This window comes from Wolbachia endosymbiont (group A) of Hedychridium roseum (assembly GCF_964028325.1).
GTDB lineage: Bacteria > Pseudomonadota > Alphaproteobacteria > Rickettsiales > Anaplasmataceae > Wolbachia.
The window spans coordinates 411,567-427,997 of sequence record NZ_OZ034755.1; the positions used below are offsets into that span (position 1 = coordinate 411,567).

Genomic DNA, 16,431 nt, shown 5'->3' on the forward strand with positions numbered 1-16,431 from the left:
AAATATTTATTTGTTATTAATAATAGTAAGGATATCAATATATTAATTTCGGTAGAGCATTTCCTTCACAAACTAGGAAGAGATTTAACATCTAGTTGCTCTACATTTTCCACTTTCTCGAGCTGTGTGCTGGGCTTTAGTGCATCATACAACGCAAAACTTATACACGCTAATCCAACACTTCCCCCAATAATCGCTATGGCATACATTTTCAATATATAAGCTACAACACTACTGACTAGTAACGCCGCACCAACACTACCAGCCAAGATTGCTCGTCTTTGTTGCATTGATGGTTTTTCTTTTTTGTCTGCAGTATTTTCTTTGCTAGATCCATTATCAAAACATGCAGCAGAAGAAAGGCTGTTGGAAGCATTTGGTTCTTGTATGTCAGTTTCTGTTACAGCAGTTTCATTTTTTTCGCATATTCCAGTATTATCAAGCTTTTCTATTGAAGCAGCGATGTGCTCTATAGCTATTGTATTACTTTCATTACTATTTTCGCATGGCTCAAGATATTTATGTTCTATAGATTCTTCAAGACTACTTTCATTATTATTTTCATATGCGTTAGCCGGTGCCTCGATATTACCGATAGTATCTTGAAGCAATTTTTCACTTCTAGCTGTAGTAGTTTTGGCTGTTACAACAGTGGGCTGCTGGGTTGCTCTCTTATTAAGAATATTTCCCAGTTCTCTTACAGCTTCACTATTTTCACACGCTTCAGCATAGGTGAATGGGGTGTAAGTCATTTCCTTGCTATTTGAATGTTTTATAATTATTCTCTTTTTTAGAATATCTTTCAAAATACCATTTTCCTCAGAGATCTTTAACACTGCTCTAATCATGTCATTGTCTCTACGTGATATAGCATCTGTAAGTATTGTATGAATTTCTTCCCGACCATCTGAATGTTTTGTGGTCATCTCTTCATTCAGAACTTCCTTTAATAGTTTTTGTTTTTTGGCTTCTTCTAAAAGATCTTTTACAGCTTGATTATTTTTATGACTTATAGCATAATGTAGTAGTGACAACGTCTCCTCTCTACCATGATACTCGTAAGTTATTTTTGCTAAAAGAATCGTGCTTGCGTTATAGCTGGACTTTTTGAATATTCCATTTTTGAACTTTTCGGCAACACCTTCCCCTTCTTCTATTTTTCTTGCTAGTTTTTGTATATTCTTTCTATCTTTATCTGTTAACTCATATATATCACATACTAATGTCAGTTTTGACGTTTTCATAATGTTTTCCCCTATTAAGATTTATTGATTTAGTGGTAGTAGTTGCAGTTGCTCACCCCATAAAGTTGGTGCTTTCTTTCAATCAAAGGTATTCTACTGTTTTAAATTCCCTGTAAAGATTTAGCTTATCTTTTACATCTAAACAGCATTAACACGATTTGGCTTTTTGTAGATGAGTAATTCTCTAGGGATTATCCTATTGAATTCTATGATATTATTTTTTGTAACATTGTCTAAAGTGCCCAGACACTGGGATCCAGGAAACTTAACTCTACACCAAGTAAATGTACAATAAGAACTAGATTCCAGTGTCAAGCACTGGAATGACAAGTTCTCGGCAACCCCTACATCATACCGCCGCGGTATCTCTTAGCCGCTAACAAGTAGCGGGATGACGATTGTCAGGGTGTCATCCCAGCGCCCCTATGATGTCATCCGAGTAGCTGACACTGGGATGGCTTTGTTGCATCGCTCAAGTGAAAAGAACTGGCAGTTACTGACAAAATTCATTATAAATAGCCATTTAACTGTTGAAGAAAAAATATGCCACAAAAAATGAGAGTCAGTAACTGCCATGAATATAACAAATTTCTCCAAGAAAGAGGAAGCATTTTTTGTTATATCAATGACGCCATAGAAAATTGGTACGAGAATTGTCCAAAAATGCAGGGCGGCAACTATATTTATAGTGATAAAGTTGTGATTTTGGTGCATATAATCGTCAGTTTCTTTAGAATTGGTTTAAGACAAACAGTCGGGTTTATAAAAGGGTATTTGCAACAAATAGGAAGAGATTTGGCAGTTATCAGCTATTCACAAGCATCAAAAGAAACTTAATATTAAGATAAATGATTGCAGAATTGATAAAAATAATATGGAAGATATCGAAATTGCTATAGACAGTACAGGAATTAGTATATACAACAACACACAGCAAGGAAAATAGCACTGACAGAAAATATCGTGGCTATGAGCAAACGAGAAAATTGCACGTAATGTTGAATATAAACAACAAAAAAGCCATAGCTGTAAAATACAGTAACGGTGTCTACTCTGATCACTATGGAGCTTGTGATTTGCTAAAAGAAGTTGATTTTCAGCATGCCATAAAAGCACTATATGCAGATAGAGCATGTGATAGGCACAAGTTTTATAAGTTGTGTAACGAATATGATATAAAGACAAAAATTCCACCAATAAACAATGCGGCAGAACATCCAGAAATAGATTATATGTCTGACAGGAATGCTGCTATTAGGTTAATAAAATTATACGGTGAAGATGGCATGAAAGAATGGAAAAAAGAAGTAAATTATGGGAAAAGATCTTATATTGAAGGGTTTTTCTCAAGATTAAAGCAAATATTCGGATTTAGTTTTAGGAATAAATCTGAGATAAATCGAGAAAAAGAACTGCTAATCAAATGCTATTTGCTTAATAAATTCACTGATATTGGTATGGCTAAATTTGAGATAGTTACATGAATTTACCATAAATCACCATCTCATAAAGTGTGATGCAACAAAGCCATCCCAGTGTCTGGGCACTGGGATGACACCGTCATAAAGGAACCAGTGTCAGCTACTTGGATGACAGGAGAATGACACCCTCCTTGGTAGGCCCAAATTGCAATGTTCGTACAGTTGTGGACGTCGAGCCTATCCTAGTGTTGCATATCAAGCTCATACTCAGTATGTAAATCTTTGACCAAAGCTACAACGTATTCTTTTTGAACAATTATACTGATTTTGATTTCGGATGTTGTGATAGCAAGTATTTCTATCTTTTTTTCGCTTAAAACCTTGAGTGTGCGGTGCATCACTTCAGTGTTAGACATAACACCAATACCAATTATTGAAATTTTAGCTACATTATCGTTTATAGCATAATTTTCATTCTTATTCAGTAACTTTTCCATTAAATCAATATCAAATTTGGAGATAACAAAACTTGACCCATGTATCATATCAATTTTAACGTTTGCCCCTACTATATCTCTTAAAGTACGCAAGTTATTTGCAAGGTTAGTGAAAGTTACAAGAGCTTCATTAGTGCTATAAGCTATTCCAGTAATTAAGTATCTCTCTAGTACATCCCTTTTGTGTAGTACTGTGGTGCCTTCTACTTCTTTAAAAGTGGATAGCACTTGCACTTTAATGTTATGCTTCATTGCAAGTTGTACTGAACGATTATGCAGTATTTTAGCACCAGATGACGACATTTCCAACATTTCATCGTAAGAGATAAATTTGAGCTTGCGTGCCTTTGGAACAATTCTCGGGTCTGCTGTATATATTCCATCAATATCAGTAAAAATTTCGCAAGTTCTAACACCAAAGGCTACCGTGAAGGCAACTGCTGATATATCAGAGCCTCCTCTTCCAAAAGTAGTGATTCTATCATCATTTATACCCTGAAAACCAGCGATGATCGCAGCAGTATAACCCTCAGCAAAAGATCTTTTCACACGGTCAATCTTTATTGTTTTTATTTTAGACTCAGAATAAAAATCATCAGTTACAATCGGTAACTGCCAGGCAAGCCACGATTTAGCATTAACTCCGATCGATTGGAGAGTGATAGCTAATAGACCGCAAGAAATTTGTTCTCCTGCTGAAAGCATAACGTCATACTCTGATAACTCTTGTCTGCAACTTAAATTTGAGATTTGCCTAGCCTGAAAAGCCATTTGGTCAGTAAATCCTGCAACAGCAGATACAACAACGATTACATTACAACCTTTCTCAATATCGTTTTTTATCAAATTTGCAACTCGGTTTAAATCAGTTAGCGAAGTCCCACCAAATTTTTTTATGATTATTTTGTCCATAGTTATAATATAACTCTCTTCTGAAGAAAAATATAGTTTTTGTAGAGATAGAGGTTGTCCGGAAACTAGAATTAAGGTAGAGTATAAGATGTATGGTTCCAGAGTGTGATGGTGTGGATCTATTATAAATAATTCAGGAGACTTTGTCAACTGAGAACATATAAATTCAAAAGGCGTAAGACCCCTAAGAGCTTTGAGTCTCTTTGCATAATTGTAGGCCATAACAAAGTCATAAAGATGCTCCTTAAGTTGCTGATGCGAACGATAGTAATATTTCTTAACTGTAGCATTCTTTAAAGTTTTATTCATACGTTCAACTTGTCCATTTGTCCAAGAATGGCTAACTTTTGTCAGACGATGTTCAATGTTATTTTCTTCACAAACTCTATCAAACATGTGTTGGAAGGCGTATTTATGGCGCTTCTGATTTGTAAATTGTATGCCATTATCTGTCAAAATAGTGTGGATTTTATACGGTAAAATTCTAATCATATTACCTAAAAACTCAGCAGCTATGGGTTTTGTAGCACTTTTGTGCAACTCAACGTAGGTGAATTTGATCTATTGCAACAAACAAATACAGCTTTCCTTCTTCTGTTCTAACTTCCGCGATATCAATATGGAAATAGCCTATAGGATATTGTTTGAATTTCTTTCTTGATTTAACTTCACCATCGACATCTGGTAGTCTGCTAATGTTGTGCCTTTGTAAACAACGATGTAAGCTGGAGCGACTCAAATGTGGGATTGAGGTTTGCAAAGCGTAGAGACAGTCATCTAATGGCAATAGAGTATTCTTACGAAATGCAACAATTATAGCCTCCTCTTCTAAAGTTAAAACAGTTGATCTTGGATGCTTTGGACCCATACCAGCATCTTTGGTAAATGAGCGTTTTCTCCACTTAATAATAGTTTTTGGTTTAAGGTTATAACACTTGGAGAGTTTTGCTATGCTCTCTTTACTATTTTGTATTGCTCTACGAATTGTCTCTGTTGTTCTGGCGCACCCATGTAATACTTGTCCCATAATTCCTCCCTTTGATGATATTTTTTTCTCACATTTTATCATACCATCACACTCTGGAACTGTGCATCTAATACAATTATAGAACAAGTTTAAAAGTTCTGGTAAAGTAGTTTTATTTACAAAGAATATGCTACTTGAAATTGAAAAGCGCAGCATAACAAATGCATTGTGGAAGTTGCAAGAAGCAGATCAAAGGGAAATCTTAACTCTTATACAGAGATTTGAGTTGCCAGAAGTACTAGCAAGAATATTGGTTACTCGTGGTGTTAACATAGAAAATGCGAGCGACTTCTTATATCCACTAATCAGATCGCTATTACCAGATCCCTTTCACCTTCTTGATATGGATAAAGCTGTTTCTCGTATAATACGGGCAATAAAAAATAATGAAAACATTGCAATATTTGGTGACTATGATGTTGATGGTGCAACGTCGTCAGCATTGATTAACAGGTACCTGAGAGCAATCGATATACACTCTATAATCTACATTCCAGATCGTGTTGATGAGGGCTATGGATTAAACACAGATGCTTTATTACAACTTAAAAAAAACGGGATCGATTTATGTATTTCCGTTGATTGCGGTACGCTTGCATATCAACCAATAGAAGATGCAAAGGTCTTTGGTCTTGATATTATAGTTGTCGATCATCATCTTGGTACGGAAAAGTTACCAAGCGCCGTAGCAGTTGTTAACCCAAACCGCCTTGATGAAAGCTCTCCTTATACTAACCTTGCAGCAGTTGGAGTGTCATTTCTGCTGATTATTGCTCTTAATAAAAGCCTACGTGAGCAAGGATTTTTTACCAACAAAAAAGAACCAGATTTATTTGATCTGCTGGATTTAGTTGCCCTTGGAACTGTTTGCGATGTTATGCAGATTACAGGCCTCAATAGAGCATTTGTCTCACAAGGATTAAAAGTTATGTCAGCAAGAAAAAACGTTGGCTTGCGTGTTTTATTTGATGCTTTGGGGATCCTTGAAAAACCAAGTGTTTCACGATTAGGGTTTAGTATTGGGCCATGCATAAATGCTGGAGGAAGAATTGGAGAAGCATCGCTCGGTGCAAGGTTGCTTTCCACCGATGATGATGAAGAGGCACATTCAATCGCGCTAAAATTAATAGATTTGAATAATGCAAGGAAAGTGTTAGAAAATGAGGCTCTCTTGGAAGCTACAGCACAAGCGGAAAAATTTGCCCAATTAGGTGTAAATTTTATAATGGTAAGCGGCAACTGGCACCAGGGAATAATCGGTATAATTGCATCGAGGCTAAAGGAGCAGTTTCACTTACCAACAATAGTGATGTCTTTAAACAATGGAATAGGAAAAGCAAGCTGTAGATCAATTTTGGGAGTTGATATCGGTGCTGCAGTCCTTTCCGCAAAGTTTACAAATTTAATTATTGAAGGTGGTGGCCATAGTATGGCGGCAGGATTTTCAATTAAAGAAGACAAAATAAATGATTTGCATGATTTTTTTACTGAAAGATTTTCAAACTCTATAAATGAGAAAACTTTAAAAGCTGATAGTATAGTAACTGCTAAAGCAATAAATTTATCTTTATGGAATCAATTGCAACGCTTGGGACCATTTGGAGTTGGGAATCCTGAACCAAGGTTTATTATCCAAGGAGCAAAGATAAGAAAGCCTGAAGTTATAGGAGTTGACCATATAAAATGTTTTATTGCTGATGATAATATTATGGTAAGAGCTATTGCATTTCGTTCTGCAAATACTCATCTTGGCTCTGCTATCATGCAGGGTAATGTTAAAGCTATTTTGGGTAAAATCTCTATGAATTACTGGAATGGCAATGAATTTGTACAATTTTTAATAGAAGATGTATTGACCATTAGTTGAGTTGCTATTTTACAATAATTACCTATCAATCTCACCAAAAACTATATCGAGTGAGCCAATAATTGCTGCAACGTCGGCAAGCATGTGTCCTTTTGCCATAAAATCTAAGGCTTGTAAATGTGCAAAGCCAGGTGCTCTTATTCGGCATCTGTAAGGTCTATTGGTACCATCTGAAACTATATACACTCCAAACTCGCCTTTTGGTGCCTCAACAGCTGTGTAAGCCTCACCTTTTGGTACATGATACCCTTCCGAATAAAGTTTAAAATGGTGGATGAGAGCTTCCATAGATTTTTTCATCTCCGCTCTTGGCGGTGGAGAAATTTTTCTATCTTCAGTTTTTACTGGCCCTTCAGGCATTTTCTCTATACACTGCTTCACTAAGCTAACAGACTGACTGATCTCTGCCATTCTAACTAGATAACGGTCATAACAGTCGCCATTTTGGCCGATCGGTATATCAAAATCTAGTTGATCATATATCTCATATGGCTGGCTTTTTCGCAAATCCCAAGCAAGCCCAGCAGCGCGCAACATTGGGCCACTAAAGCCCCAATCAAGTGCTTGCGCTACTGATATTTCACTAATTCCTACAGTGCGTTGCTTCCATATTCTATTTTCTGTTAAAAGTTCATCAACATCGTCTATATACTTTGGAAATTGCTCTATAAACTTTGCAATATCCTCAATCAAACCTTCTGGAACATCTGCTGCAATTCCACCTGGCCTGATGTAAGCTGCGTGAAACCTTGCACCTGAAGCTCTTTCGTAAAATTCCAGTATTTTTTCTCTTTCTTCAAAGAGCCATAAAAGGGGAGTCATTGCTCCAACATCAAGTGCTTGAGAAGAGACGTTCAGTAAATGATTTAGTATTCTCGTCAGTTCACAAAACAAGACACGTAAATACTTTGCCCTAATTGGAATTTCGCATTGCAACAATTTCTCCACACACAGTGAATATGCATGCTCTTGTGACATTGGTGATACATAATCAAGGCGATCAAAATAAGGCAAAGCTTGAAGGTACGTTTTATGTTCTATTAATTTTTCAGTACCGCGGTGCAAAAGCCCAATATGAGGATCAGCTCTCTCAACCACTTCGCCGTCCATCTCTAAAACAAGGCGCAACACTCCATGTGCAGCTGGGTGCTGAGGGCCAAAATTTAACATCATTGTCTTTAGATCGGGCATGTCCAGTAGTTTAAGATATTAAAATTGTATAGGCTAAAGTGCGCTCAAAGTCAATAGACTTCTTGCATAGGCTACAACTGTCATTCAATAGAAACAAAAACTTTTACAATGCTAATAAGTGTTGGTAAAACTAAGTCACTTTAGCTATAGAATGACAAAAAAGGTTTGCATTAGCCAAATTTTTAGTTGAGGTAGCATAAGAGGTTAAAGGAAAAGCTTTGTGTTAATGGATTCATTTCAGGTATAATACAGATAATACCACAATACTTATAAAATGGATCATGTTGTTAATGCGTACAATAGACTTGACACTCCTATAGTTAGGGGAGAAGGGGCATATCTTTTTGACAAAGATGGTAAAAAATATTTAGATTTTGCTGCAGGTATTTCTACAACTTCTTTAGGGCATTGTCATCCATACATTACAGACAAACTGAAAGAGCAATTGAGCTCACTATGGCACTGCTCTAACATTTTCACTATTCCCGAGCAAGAAAGGCTTGCTGACCGTTTAACAACCCTTACTTTTGCAGATAAAGTTTTTTTCTGCTCAAGTGGGCTTGAAGCAACAGAAGCTGCAATTAAGTTTATTCGTCGTTACTTTTATTCAAAAAGGCAAGCAAAACGTAATCGTATTGTTACAATTGAAGGAGGGTTTCATGGCCGCAGTATTGCTGCAATTTCTGCTGGAAACAGTGAAAAATCACGCGAAGGTTTTGCTCCGCTTCTTTCTGGTTTTGATAAAGTGCCAAGAAATGACATTAAAGCTTTGGAGAAAAAAATCAGCAATGAAACAGCTGCTGTGTTTTTAGAGCCCATACAAAGCGAAGGCGGAGTATATCCACTAGACGTAGAATATCTTCAAAAAGTAAGGAAAATAACAAAAGCTCAAGGGATAATTTTGTGCTTTGATGAAGTGCAATGCGGATATGGACGCATCGGTTCTTTATTTTATTATCAAAATGTCGGCATTGAACCTGATATGCTAACCTGTGCAAAAGCTATGGGTAACGGTTTTCCTCTAGCTGCATGTTTAGTAAAAGATTACATAGCAGAAGCAATCACTCCAGGAACTCATGGATCAACCTATGGTGGCAATCCACTTGCCATGACTGTTGGTAATGCAGTGCTCGATATAATGCTAAAAGAAGGCTTTTTTGATCATGTTAAGAGAATTAGTAAATATTTAAAAGAAAAGCTGTTGCCTTTAGCTAAAGAATTTCCTGAGATGATTTCAGAAGTTCGTGGAGAAGGGTTACTAATGGGAATAGAACTAGCAACTCCTGTAGCTGATAAAGTTATTAGTCGATCTCTTGATAAAGGTTTAATAATAACTAGGGTTTCAAACAACAAAGTAGTAAGGATAACCCCACCACTTATCATTGAGGATGAGTATGTGAATGCGGCGTGTAATATGCTTTATGATTTATTTTTTAAGATTAAAGATATATAAAATTCGGCAATATAAATTCAGGCTTGCAAATACCTCTCATAACATGTAAAATTAATTTTATTTTTTATCACAATAACATCGTACTTTAATGGATTGGTTATTGGTCTTAGTATCATCAGCAATTTTTATTTTGTTAATTTTATCGTTTTTGTTCTCAGGAGCAGAAATAGGCTTAACCTCAATTAGCCGTTCTCGAGTTAATAAGCTAAAGCTAGACGGTAACAAAAGAGCCAGGATAATAGACCGCTTATTAAATAAGAAAGAATTGACAATAGGAACGGTATTGCTCGGCAATACAATTATTAATATTACTTGCTCTGCTTTATTTACAGCAATATTTATCAATCTTTTTGGAAATGAGGGCATTCTCCTATCAACAATTATAATGACATTTTGTATTTTATTATTCTGCGAAGTTCTACCAAAAACTTATGCTATTCAAAATCCTGAAAAATTTGCATCATTTTCTGCTTATTTTGTATTGTTTTTTGTAGAGATTTTTTCTCCATTGACGCTAGGTATTCAATTTATTGTTAACCTCATCCTGAAATTATGTGGGCTGCATAAAGATAAGGAAGTAATATCTGCAGCGGATGCAATGCGTAATATGATTACTCTTCACCGCAGTGAAGGAACTATGTTACAACAGGATTTAGATATGCTAAGCAGCATACTTGATTTGGCTGAGACAGAAATATCACAAATTATGACCCATAGAAGAAATTTATTTTCTCTTGATATAAATCGAAGTAAAGAAGAGTTAATAAGGGAAATTTTAACTAGCAGTCATAGTAGGATACCTTTATGGCAAAAAGAACCAGATGATATTATCGGTGTAATTCACGTGAAGGGTCTAATAAATGCCTTGCGTGAAAAGAATAATAAAGCGGAAGAAGTTGACATTACCCAAGTTATGTCAAAGCCTTGGTTTATACCAGAAAGTACACCGCTCAGCGTGCAACTTCATAACTTCCGTAAGAACAGGAAACACCTTGCATTTGTTATTGATGAGTATGGAGCACTGCAGGGAATTGTAACTCTTGAGGACATACTGGAAGAAATAGTTGGAGAAATTTCGGATGAACATGATTTGATCACGGAGAATTTCATAAAGAAAATATCTGACAATATGTATCACATAGAAGGAAAATCTACTATTAGGGACATTAACAGGCAGTTACACTGGAATCTCCCTGATGAAGAAGCTACAACTCTAGCAGGTATGATTGTGAATGAAATAGAGCGCATTCCTGACGAAGGCGAGGAGTTTTCCATGTATGGTTTTCGCTTTAAGATTTTAAAAAAAGATAAAAATATTATTACTGTTGTTGAAGTGCAAGTAAAAACTGGTAATACTAGTAGCAGCAATTAATTAGTGGAGTTTCATGGAAGATACAGTAAAAATAACGGCTGAAGAGTTGAAGGGTTACATAGAGAGAATCGAAAAACTTGAACAAGAAAAGAGGGATGTGCAAGATCACATTCGTGATGTATATGTAAAAGCCGCAGATGAAGGTTGGGATATAAAAGTGATGAAACAAATTATTAGGCTGAGGAAGATGGATGATGATGACAGAGAGGAACAGGAAATATTGCTTGATACCTATAAACGTGCATTGGGAATGAGCTACGAAGAAGAGTTAAGTGAATAGCAGAATTGTAATTGGAATAAGTGGAGCATCTGGTTCTATTTACGGTGTACGTATTTTAGAGGCGTTAAGAAATATTAATAAATCTCTTATCCCTGTCATCCGAGTAGCTGACACTGGGATCCAGGGAAAAAGAAATATAGATTCCAGCGTCACGCGCTGCAAATTTGGTTATGAAACTCATTTAGTGATAAGTCGTGCTGGAAAAATAACTCTAGCTCATGAGATTAAAGAAAAACTTGAAGATATTACATCACTTGCAGATTTTTACTATTCTGAAGAAAAAATAGGAGAAAAAATAGCAAGTGGCTCATTTAAAACCTCAGGAATGATTGTAGCACCATGCTCTATGAAGACAATGTCTGAAATTGCATCAGGTGTTACTTCCAATCTATTGACAAGGGCTGCAGATGTAACGCTAAAAGAAAGAAGAAAATTAATTCTTATGGTGCGAGAGTCACCACTACATCTTGGGCATTTACAAAATATGTTAAAATTAACGGAGATGGGAGCAATAATTGCTCCACCAGTGCCTGCTTTCTATATTAAACCAAAATCGTTGGATGATATTATTAATCATTCTGTTGGCAAAGTATTGGATTTATTTGATATCAAATTACCTGACTTTAAGGAGTGGCAAGGAAGTGACAATTATTATTGATGGTAAAAAAATAGCAAACGACCTATGTGAGAGGCTATCACAAAAAATTGATATTTTAAAGAGAGAGTATAACATTTTTCCTTGCCTGAAAGTAATTCTCGTGGGCAGCAATCCAGCAAGTCAGGTTTATGTTCGCAACAAACAGAAAAAAGCGGAATCAATAGGCATAAGTTCTGAGACCATTGTTTTGCCTAATAATATTTCAGAAGATGAATTGATTGAAAAAATCAATGAGTTAAATGAAGATCGATCTGTGCATGGCATTTTAGTACAGTTGCCTTTACCAAATCATATTAGTGCAAGCAGAGTAATTAACGCAGTAAGTATTGAAAAAGATGTAGATGGCTTCCACGATGAAAACGTTGGTAGATTAGTTAAAGGTGAAAAAAACTGCCTTATACCTTGCACTCCTAAAGGTTCTTTGCATTTAATTAAATCAATTGAAGAGAACCTTTCCGGTAAAAACGCAGTGGTGATTGGTAGGTCAAATATCGTGGGCAAGCCAATGTTTCACCTATTGCTGCAGGAAAATTGCACTGCTACCATCTTGCACTCACAGAGTAAAGATTTAGCTGAATATTGCTCTAAAGCGGATATAGTAGTTGCAGCAGTCGGAAAGCCAAATTTTGTTCAAGCAGACTGGATAAAGAAAGGTGCAATAGTGATCGATGTTGGCATAAATAGTGTTAATGTAGGAGAGCTTGTAGGTGATGTTGACTTTGAGGGAATAAAAGGGAAAGCCAAAGCTATTACCCCAGTACCCGGAGGCGTTGGCCCAATGACAATTGCATTTCTAATGATGAACACTGTTATTGCTGCTTGCTTGCAGAAGGGAGTTGATGCTTCTAATTTCATTAGTTGAGGTATGAAGAGGAAAGCTATATGAAGATAGAATGTACCACATCTCACAATTAATAAAAAATTGAGATTTTTGAAATTCCTCAGTAGTCAAATTTATTAAATATTTAGGATCATCATCTATTCTTTTTTCTCTACAAGTATAGTATTTTCAAAAGCGAATGATAAAGGTATAATATATTCTATACTGAGAATATGCACGAGCTCCAAGAGGAGAAAAAATATATGCTGATGTTCCAGGAAAAAAGCGGGAAAGAGTGAGTATAATAGGTGGATGGATTGAAAAGAAGTTTATTGCACCAATGACCTTCACAGGAGGGTGTAATAAAGATGTATTTAATGTATGGTTAGAGCGAACCACAATTGCAGCGTAATACAACCATAGTTATGGATAATGCTACATTCCATAAAACTCCCAAAACAAAGTCATTAATAGAGTCTTTTGGCTGTCATTTGCTTTATCTTCCAACATATTCACCTGATCTAAATCCGATAGAGCATTGTTGGCACACCATCAAAAGTCGCCTCAGAACTCTAATGCATCAATGTACAGACTTACACCTTTTAGTTGGTAATACCATTTTAGACGTTTATCATTCGTTTTAGAAAATACTATACTTGTAGAGAAAAAAGAATAGATGATGATCCTATAGCTAACCCAAGAAAGGGTTACCTGAATACTGAAAAACAAAATCAATAGCAGAATTGATATCAGGCCAAAAGCTTGGCAGCGCTTTTTTTATGGCATGCTTGATGGCAAACCAGAACTTCTCAATTGGATTTAAATCAGACGAGTATGGCGGCAAAAATAAAACTTTACATCCAACACTTTCTATTGGGAGTGTTAAATAAACTGTGTCAAACCGCATTTTTAGTTCAACTCAATTTTCAATCTGCCAGGAAAGAAAACATCAAGTTGAGAGATAGTTAATGCCCAATCATGTACAGGCATCGTCCACTTTTCCTCTGCCTTCTTTATAGCACAATATACCTGCTTATACAAGGCATTTATGCTGGTAAATGAGCCTTTGGTCTTAGTGAATTTCCTAATTTGCCTATGTAGCCCCTCTATGGGATTGGTGGTGTAGATTATCCTCCTAACTGGACCAGAATACTTAAAATAACCAGACAAGTTTTCCCAATTATTCTGCCAAGATTTTATAACCATAGGGTACTTTGTGCCCCCATTTTTCATCTAATTCCAACAGATAATTCTCGGCAATTTCCTTGCTTGAAGCTTGATATACCTTCTTTAAATCGCTCAAAAAACTCTTCGCATCTTTACTGGCCACATACTTCAGTGAGTTGCGTATCTGATGCACTATACACATCTGCACTTCCGCATTAGGAAAGACACTGTTTATAGCTGCAGGAAAGCTTTTCAGCCCATCAACGCAGGCAATAAGGATATCTTCTACTTGTATCTTGTCAAAAGCATCTAATGTTTTAAGCTTAAGCATTAGGTGGAGAAGGGAGGAACTCTGTGCTTCTTCTTAGATATAAAATCTGTAGAGGAGATAAGAATTCCCTTCTCAAAAGTATAGGCTGGACGGTATCGTAGAAAGACCTGAATGGTTCTAATTCTGTATTCACAAGACTAGCCTTACTTTTCATTTTTAATGGTAACGTATGGGGTTATATATGATCAACAACTTTTTGGGCATAGATATATCAAAAGATCGCTTTGATGTTTTTCTCTCATTTATAAGCAAAAAAGGAAAGCGTGAAACTAGAAAAAGAAGCTTTAAGAACGATGGTTTCAAAGTCTACTGAATTTTCTACACAAACATAATGTAGAAAAAGTAAAAACCTGCATGGAATCTACTGGTTGTTATAGCGAAGCACTGGCTGAATTTCTACACAATGCTGGACATTTTGTAAGTGTTGTAAATCCTTATTGCATAAAATCTTATGCAAGGAGTAAGCTGATACGACAAAAGAATGATCAGACCGATGCAGAAGTTATTGCTGATTATTGCCAAAGACAGGAACCTTCTAGTTGGACACCACCTTCTCCTGAAATGAAAAAATTAAAACATCTTTATCGTTGCTCAGTTGCGTTAAAAGATGAGTTAACATTAGTAAATAACCACTTAGAAAAAAAAGAGAGACTGCCTAAAGAAGTTGCAAATGCTTGGGAAGACCTTGCAATGAATATAGCTCAAAAAATAGAAACAATAAAAAACTCCGTACGTGAACTATTAAATCAACACAAAGAATTGTTGGAAAATTTTCAACTTCTATTGACTATTCCAGGCATAGGAGAAGAATCAGCAATAGCTATTTTAGCTGAAGTTTCTGATATAGAGGTTTTTAGAGATGCCAGGCAATTGGCAGCATATACAGGAGTTATACCACGAAATATGACGTCAGGTTCCTCTGTATATGCCAAACCCAGATTAAGTAAATCCGGTTCACAAACATTACGTAAGGCACTTTTCTTTCCTGCCATAGTAGCTAAGAATCACAATCCTATCATTATGAGCTTTTGCCAAAGATTAAAGGAAAAGGGTAAGCATAATATGGCCATCGTTGGTGCTGCAATGCGTAAGCTACTCCATATCATTTTCGGTATTCTGACATCCAAAAGTGCTTTTGATCCTAACCATATCAAAAACTACAGGGCTAGGAGGTTGACTGAAGGTTTAGTACTTTAAAATCAAAAATGCTTCCTATCTATCTTATGTAAAGTGGTATCTTACACAAATTTATTGAATGTTGTTGGTTAGTGGATATGTTGATAAGTAAATTTCATCTGTTTTGTGCGTATAAAACTAATTTACTTATCAACATATCCACTAACTATAATCTGTGTACTGTTACACAATTGGAAGTATTTTTTGATTTTATGATGCAACTTGGGAAATTTTATAATTTTTTTGTTGACTAACAAGACGGTATCTCCTGTCATCCCAGTGCTCTTTTTTTGTCATCCGAGTAGCTGACACTGGGATCTCATTTTACTCTATAATGGCAGTGCTCCTTTCTCGTCATCCCAGTGCCCAGACTACTTGGATCCAGGAAACTTAACTCTACACCAAGTAAATGTACAATAAGAACTAGATTCCAGACTGGAATGACACCCTACTTAACCGTCATACCGCCGCGGTATCTCTTAGCATAGATCCCGCTAACAAGCAGCGGGATGACGAAGTTATTGTCATGCCACCGCGAACCGTCATACCGCCGCGGTATCTCCTTAGCATAGATCCCGCTAACAAGCAGCGGGATGACGAATTACTTAACCATTATACCGCCGCGGTATCTCTAGATCCCGCTAACACCTTACTATTACCCACAAATATAAATGTTTGTTGCATAGCTCTTAATGGCATAACTTTTGCTTGAAATAACTGTTTATATGGTGCAATTTACAGCTTTTAGTTGCTAAAATTATAACTCTTAATTTAATAATTTTAATCCAATAAGCTTTCAGGTTAATAAAATTAAATTATTTGAGTAAATACAATACCATGTCTTTATTTGTGGGTAATAGTAAGCGCTAACACGTAGCGGGATGACGAGATGCCACCGCGAACCGTCATACCGCGATTCATTCGCGGTATCTCTTAGCCGCTAATACGTAGCGGGATGACGGTTGTCGGTAGGCCTAAATTACTTTAGCCATAAATATTTAAGAAATTTACCAAA

Annotated in this window: 14 protein-coding genes and 4 pseudogenes; 11 read left to right on the forward strand and 7 right to left on the reverse strand. The window is 36.1% G+C overall.

What is annotated here, in order from left to right; genetic code table 11:
- Window positions 1-65: 65 nt before the first annotated feature.
- Together ABWU23_RS01870 and ABWU23_RS01875 are read right to left on the reverse strand one after the other, a co-directional pair.
- Window positions 66-1,244, reverse strand: a complete 1,179-nt coding sequence (locus tag ABWU23_RS01870; RefSeq protein ID WP_353270703.1) for a hypothetical protein — start codon at window positions 1,242-1,244, stop codon at window positions 66-68.
- A 138-nt stretch (window positions 1,245-1,382) separates the two neighbouring features.
- Window positions 1,383-1,574: a hypothetical protein gene (locus ABWU23_RS01875; protein ID WP_341814144.1), complete on the reverse strand. Its 192-nt coding sequence runs from the start codon at window positions 1,572-1,574 to the stop codon at window positions 1,383-1,385.
- Between the two features lie 61 nt (window positions 1,575-1,635).
- Here ABWU23_RS01875 and ABWU23_RS01880 point away from each other — a divergent pair, with 61 nt between their 5' ends.
- The 3 genes from ABWU23_RS01880 (at window position 1,636) to ABWU23_RS01890 (ending at window position 2,728) form a co-directional block, all read left to right on the forward strand.
- On the forward strand, window positions 1,636-1,803 hold the full coding sequence (locus ABWU23_RS01880) for a hypothetical protein (protein ID WP_264735643.1): 168 nt from the start codon (window positions 1,636-1,638) through the stop codon (window positions 1,801-1,803).
- Window positions 1,788-2,081 carry a transposase gene (locus ABWU23_RS01885; RefSeq protein ID WP_253309376.1) on the forward strand — a complete coding sequence of 98 codons (294 nt, stop codon included), beginning with the start codon at window positions 1,788-1,790 and terminating at the stop codon, window positions 2,079-2,081. Before ABWU23_RS01880 ends, ABWU23_RS01885 begins: the two co-directional genes overlap by 16 nt.
- Window positions 2,082-2,239: 158 nt before the next feature.
- Window positions 2,240-2,728, forward strand: coding sequence for a transposase (locus ABWU23_RS01890; protein WP_151807721.1), 489 nt, complete (start codon window positions 2,240-2,242; stop codon window positions 2,726-2,728).
- Window positions 2,729-2,907: 179 nt separating this feature from the next.
- Here the strand turns inward: ABWU23_RS01890 and ABWU23_RS01895 are convergent, their stop codons facing one another.
- Both ABWU23_RS01895 and ABWU23_RS01900 read right to left on the reverse strand, forming a co-directional pair.
- On the reverse strand, window positions 2,908-4,074 hold the full coding sequence (locus ABWU23_RS01895; protein WP_253309957.1) for an aspartate kinase: 1,167 nt from the start codon (window positions 4,072-4,074) through the stop codon (window positions 2,908-2,910).
- A gap of 90 nt (window positions 4,075-4,164) precedes the next feature.
- A pseudogene (locus tag ABWU23_RS01900) lies at window positions 4,165-5,101 on the reverse strand (IS481 family transposase); the annotation flags it as partial.
- A 127-nt stretch (window positions 5,102-5,228) separates the two neighbouring features.
- Between ABWU23_RS01900 and recJ the strand changes: the two are divergent.
- A complete protein-coding gene (recJ, locus tag ABWU23_RS01905; protein WP_264687720.1) occupies window positions 5,229-6,968 on the forward strand; it encodes a single-stranded-DNA-specific exonuclease RecJ in 1,740 nt (579 codons plus the stop codon).
- 18 nt (window positions 6,969-6,986) lie between these two features.
- Here recJ and ABWU23_RS01910 read toward each other — a convergent pair whose 3' ends face one another.
- On the reverse strand, window positions 6,987-8,159 hold the full coding sequence (locus ABWU23_RS01910; RefSeq protein WP_353270704.1) for an NADH-quinone oxidoreductase subunit D: 1,173 nt from the start codon (window positions 8,157-8,159) through the stop codon (window positions 6,987-6,989).
- Between the two features lie 274 nt (window positions 8,160-8,433).
- Between ABWU23_RS01910 and ABWU23_RS01915 the strand changes: the two genes are divergently transcribed.
- The 6 genes and pseudogenes from ABWU23_RS01915 to ABWU23_RS01940 all read left to right on the forward strand — a co-directional run bounded on the left by ABWU23_RS01915 (window position 8,434) and on the right by ABWU23_RS01940 (window position 13,386).
- Window positions 8,434-9,612 (forward strand): aspartate aminotransferase family protein, encoded by a 1,179-nt coding sequence (locus ABWU23_RS01915; RefSeq protein ID WP_353270705.1) that lies wholly within the window; start codon window positions 8,434-8,436, stop codon window positions 9,610-9,612.
- Between the two features lie 88 nt (window positions 9,613-9,700).
- The gene (locus ABWU23_RS01920; RefSeq protein ID WP_353270706.1) at window positions 9,701-10,984 is read left to right on the forward strand and encodes an HlyC/CorC family transporter; all 1,284 of its coding nucleotides are present in this window, start codon (window positions 9,701-9,703) and stop codon (window positions 10,982-10,984) included.
- A 13-nt stretch (window positions 10,985-10,997) separates the two neighbouring features.
- Window positions 10,998-11,264 carry a DUF2312 domain-containing protein gene (locus tag ABWU23_RS01925; protein WP_064125346.1) on the forward strand — a complete coding sequence of 89 codons (267 nt, stop codon included), beginning with the start codon at window positions 10,998-11,000 and terminating at the stop codon, window positions 11,262-11,264.
- Window positions 11,257-11,922, forward strand: a complete 666-nt coding sequence (locus tag ABWU23_RS01930; RefSeq protein ID WP_353270707.1) for a UbiX family flavin prenyltransferase — start codon at window positions 11,257-11,259, stop codon at window positions 11,920-11,922. Before ABWU23_RS01925 ends, ABWU23_RS01930 begins: the two co-directional genes overlap by 8 nt.
- On the forward strand, window positions 11,906-12,784 hold the full coding sequence (folD, locus tag ABWU23_RS01935; RefSeq protein ID WP_253309370.1) for a bifunctional methylenetetrahydrofolate dehydrogenase/methenyltetrahydrofolate cyclohydrolase FolD: 879 nt from the start codon (window positions 11,906-11,908) through the stop codon (window positions 12,782-12,784). The genes ABWU23_RS01930 and folD overlap by 17 nt, the downstream gene beginning before the upstream one ends.
- Before the next feature lie 217 nt (window positions 12,785-13,001).
- Window positions 13,002-13,386: pseudogene (locus ABWU23_RS01940) on the forward strand (transposase).
- A gap of 47 nt (window positions 13,387-13,433) precedes the next feature.
- On the opposite strand, the gene ABWU23_RS01945 reads toward ABWU23_RS01940, so the two are convergent.
- Both ABWU23_RS01945 and ABWU23_RS01950 read right to left on the reverse strand, forming a co-directional pair.
- Entirely contained in the window at window positions 13,434-13,649 is a 216-nt protein-coding gene (locus ABWU23_RS01945; RefSeq protein ID WP_373457553.1) for a transposase, read from the reverse strand.
- 2 nt (window positions 13,650-13,651) lie between these two features.
- Window positions 13,652-14,198, reverse strand: a pseudogene (locus tag ABWU23_RS01950) (IS256-like element ISWpi15 family transposase); the annotation flags it as partial.
- A 223-nt stretch (window positions 14,199-14,421) separates the two neighbouring features.
- Between ABWU23_RS01950 and ABWU23_RS01955 the strand changes: the two are divergent.
- Window positions 14,422-15,437, forward strand: a pseudogene (locus ABWU23_RS01955) (IS110 family transposase).
- Window positions 15,438-16,431: the final 994 nt, after the last annotated feature.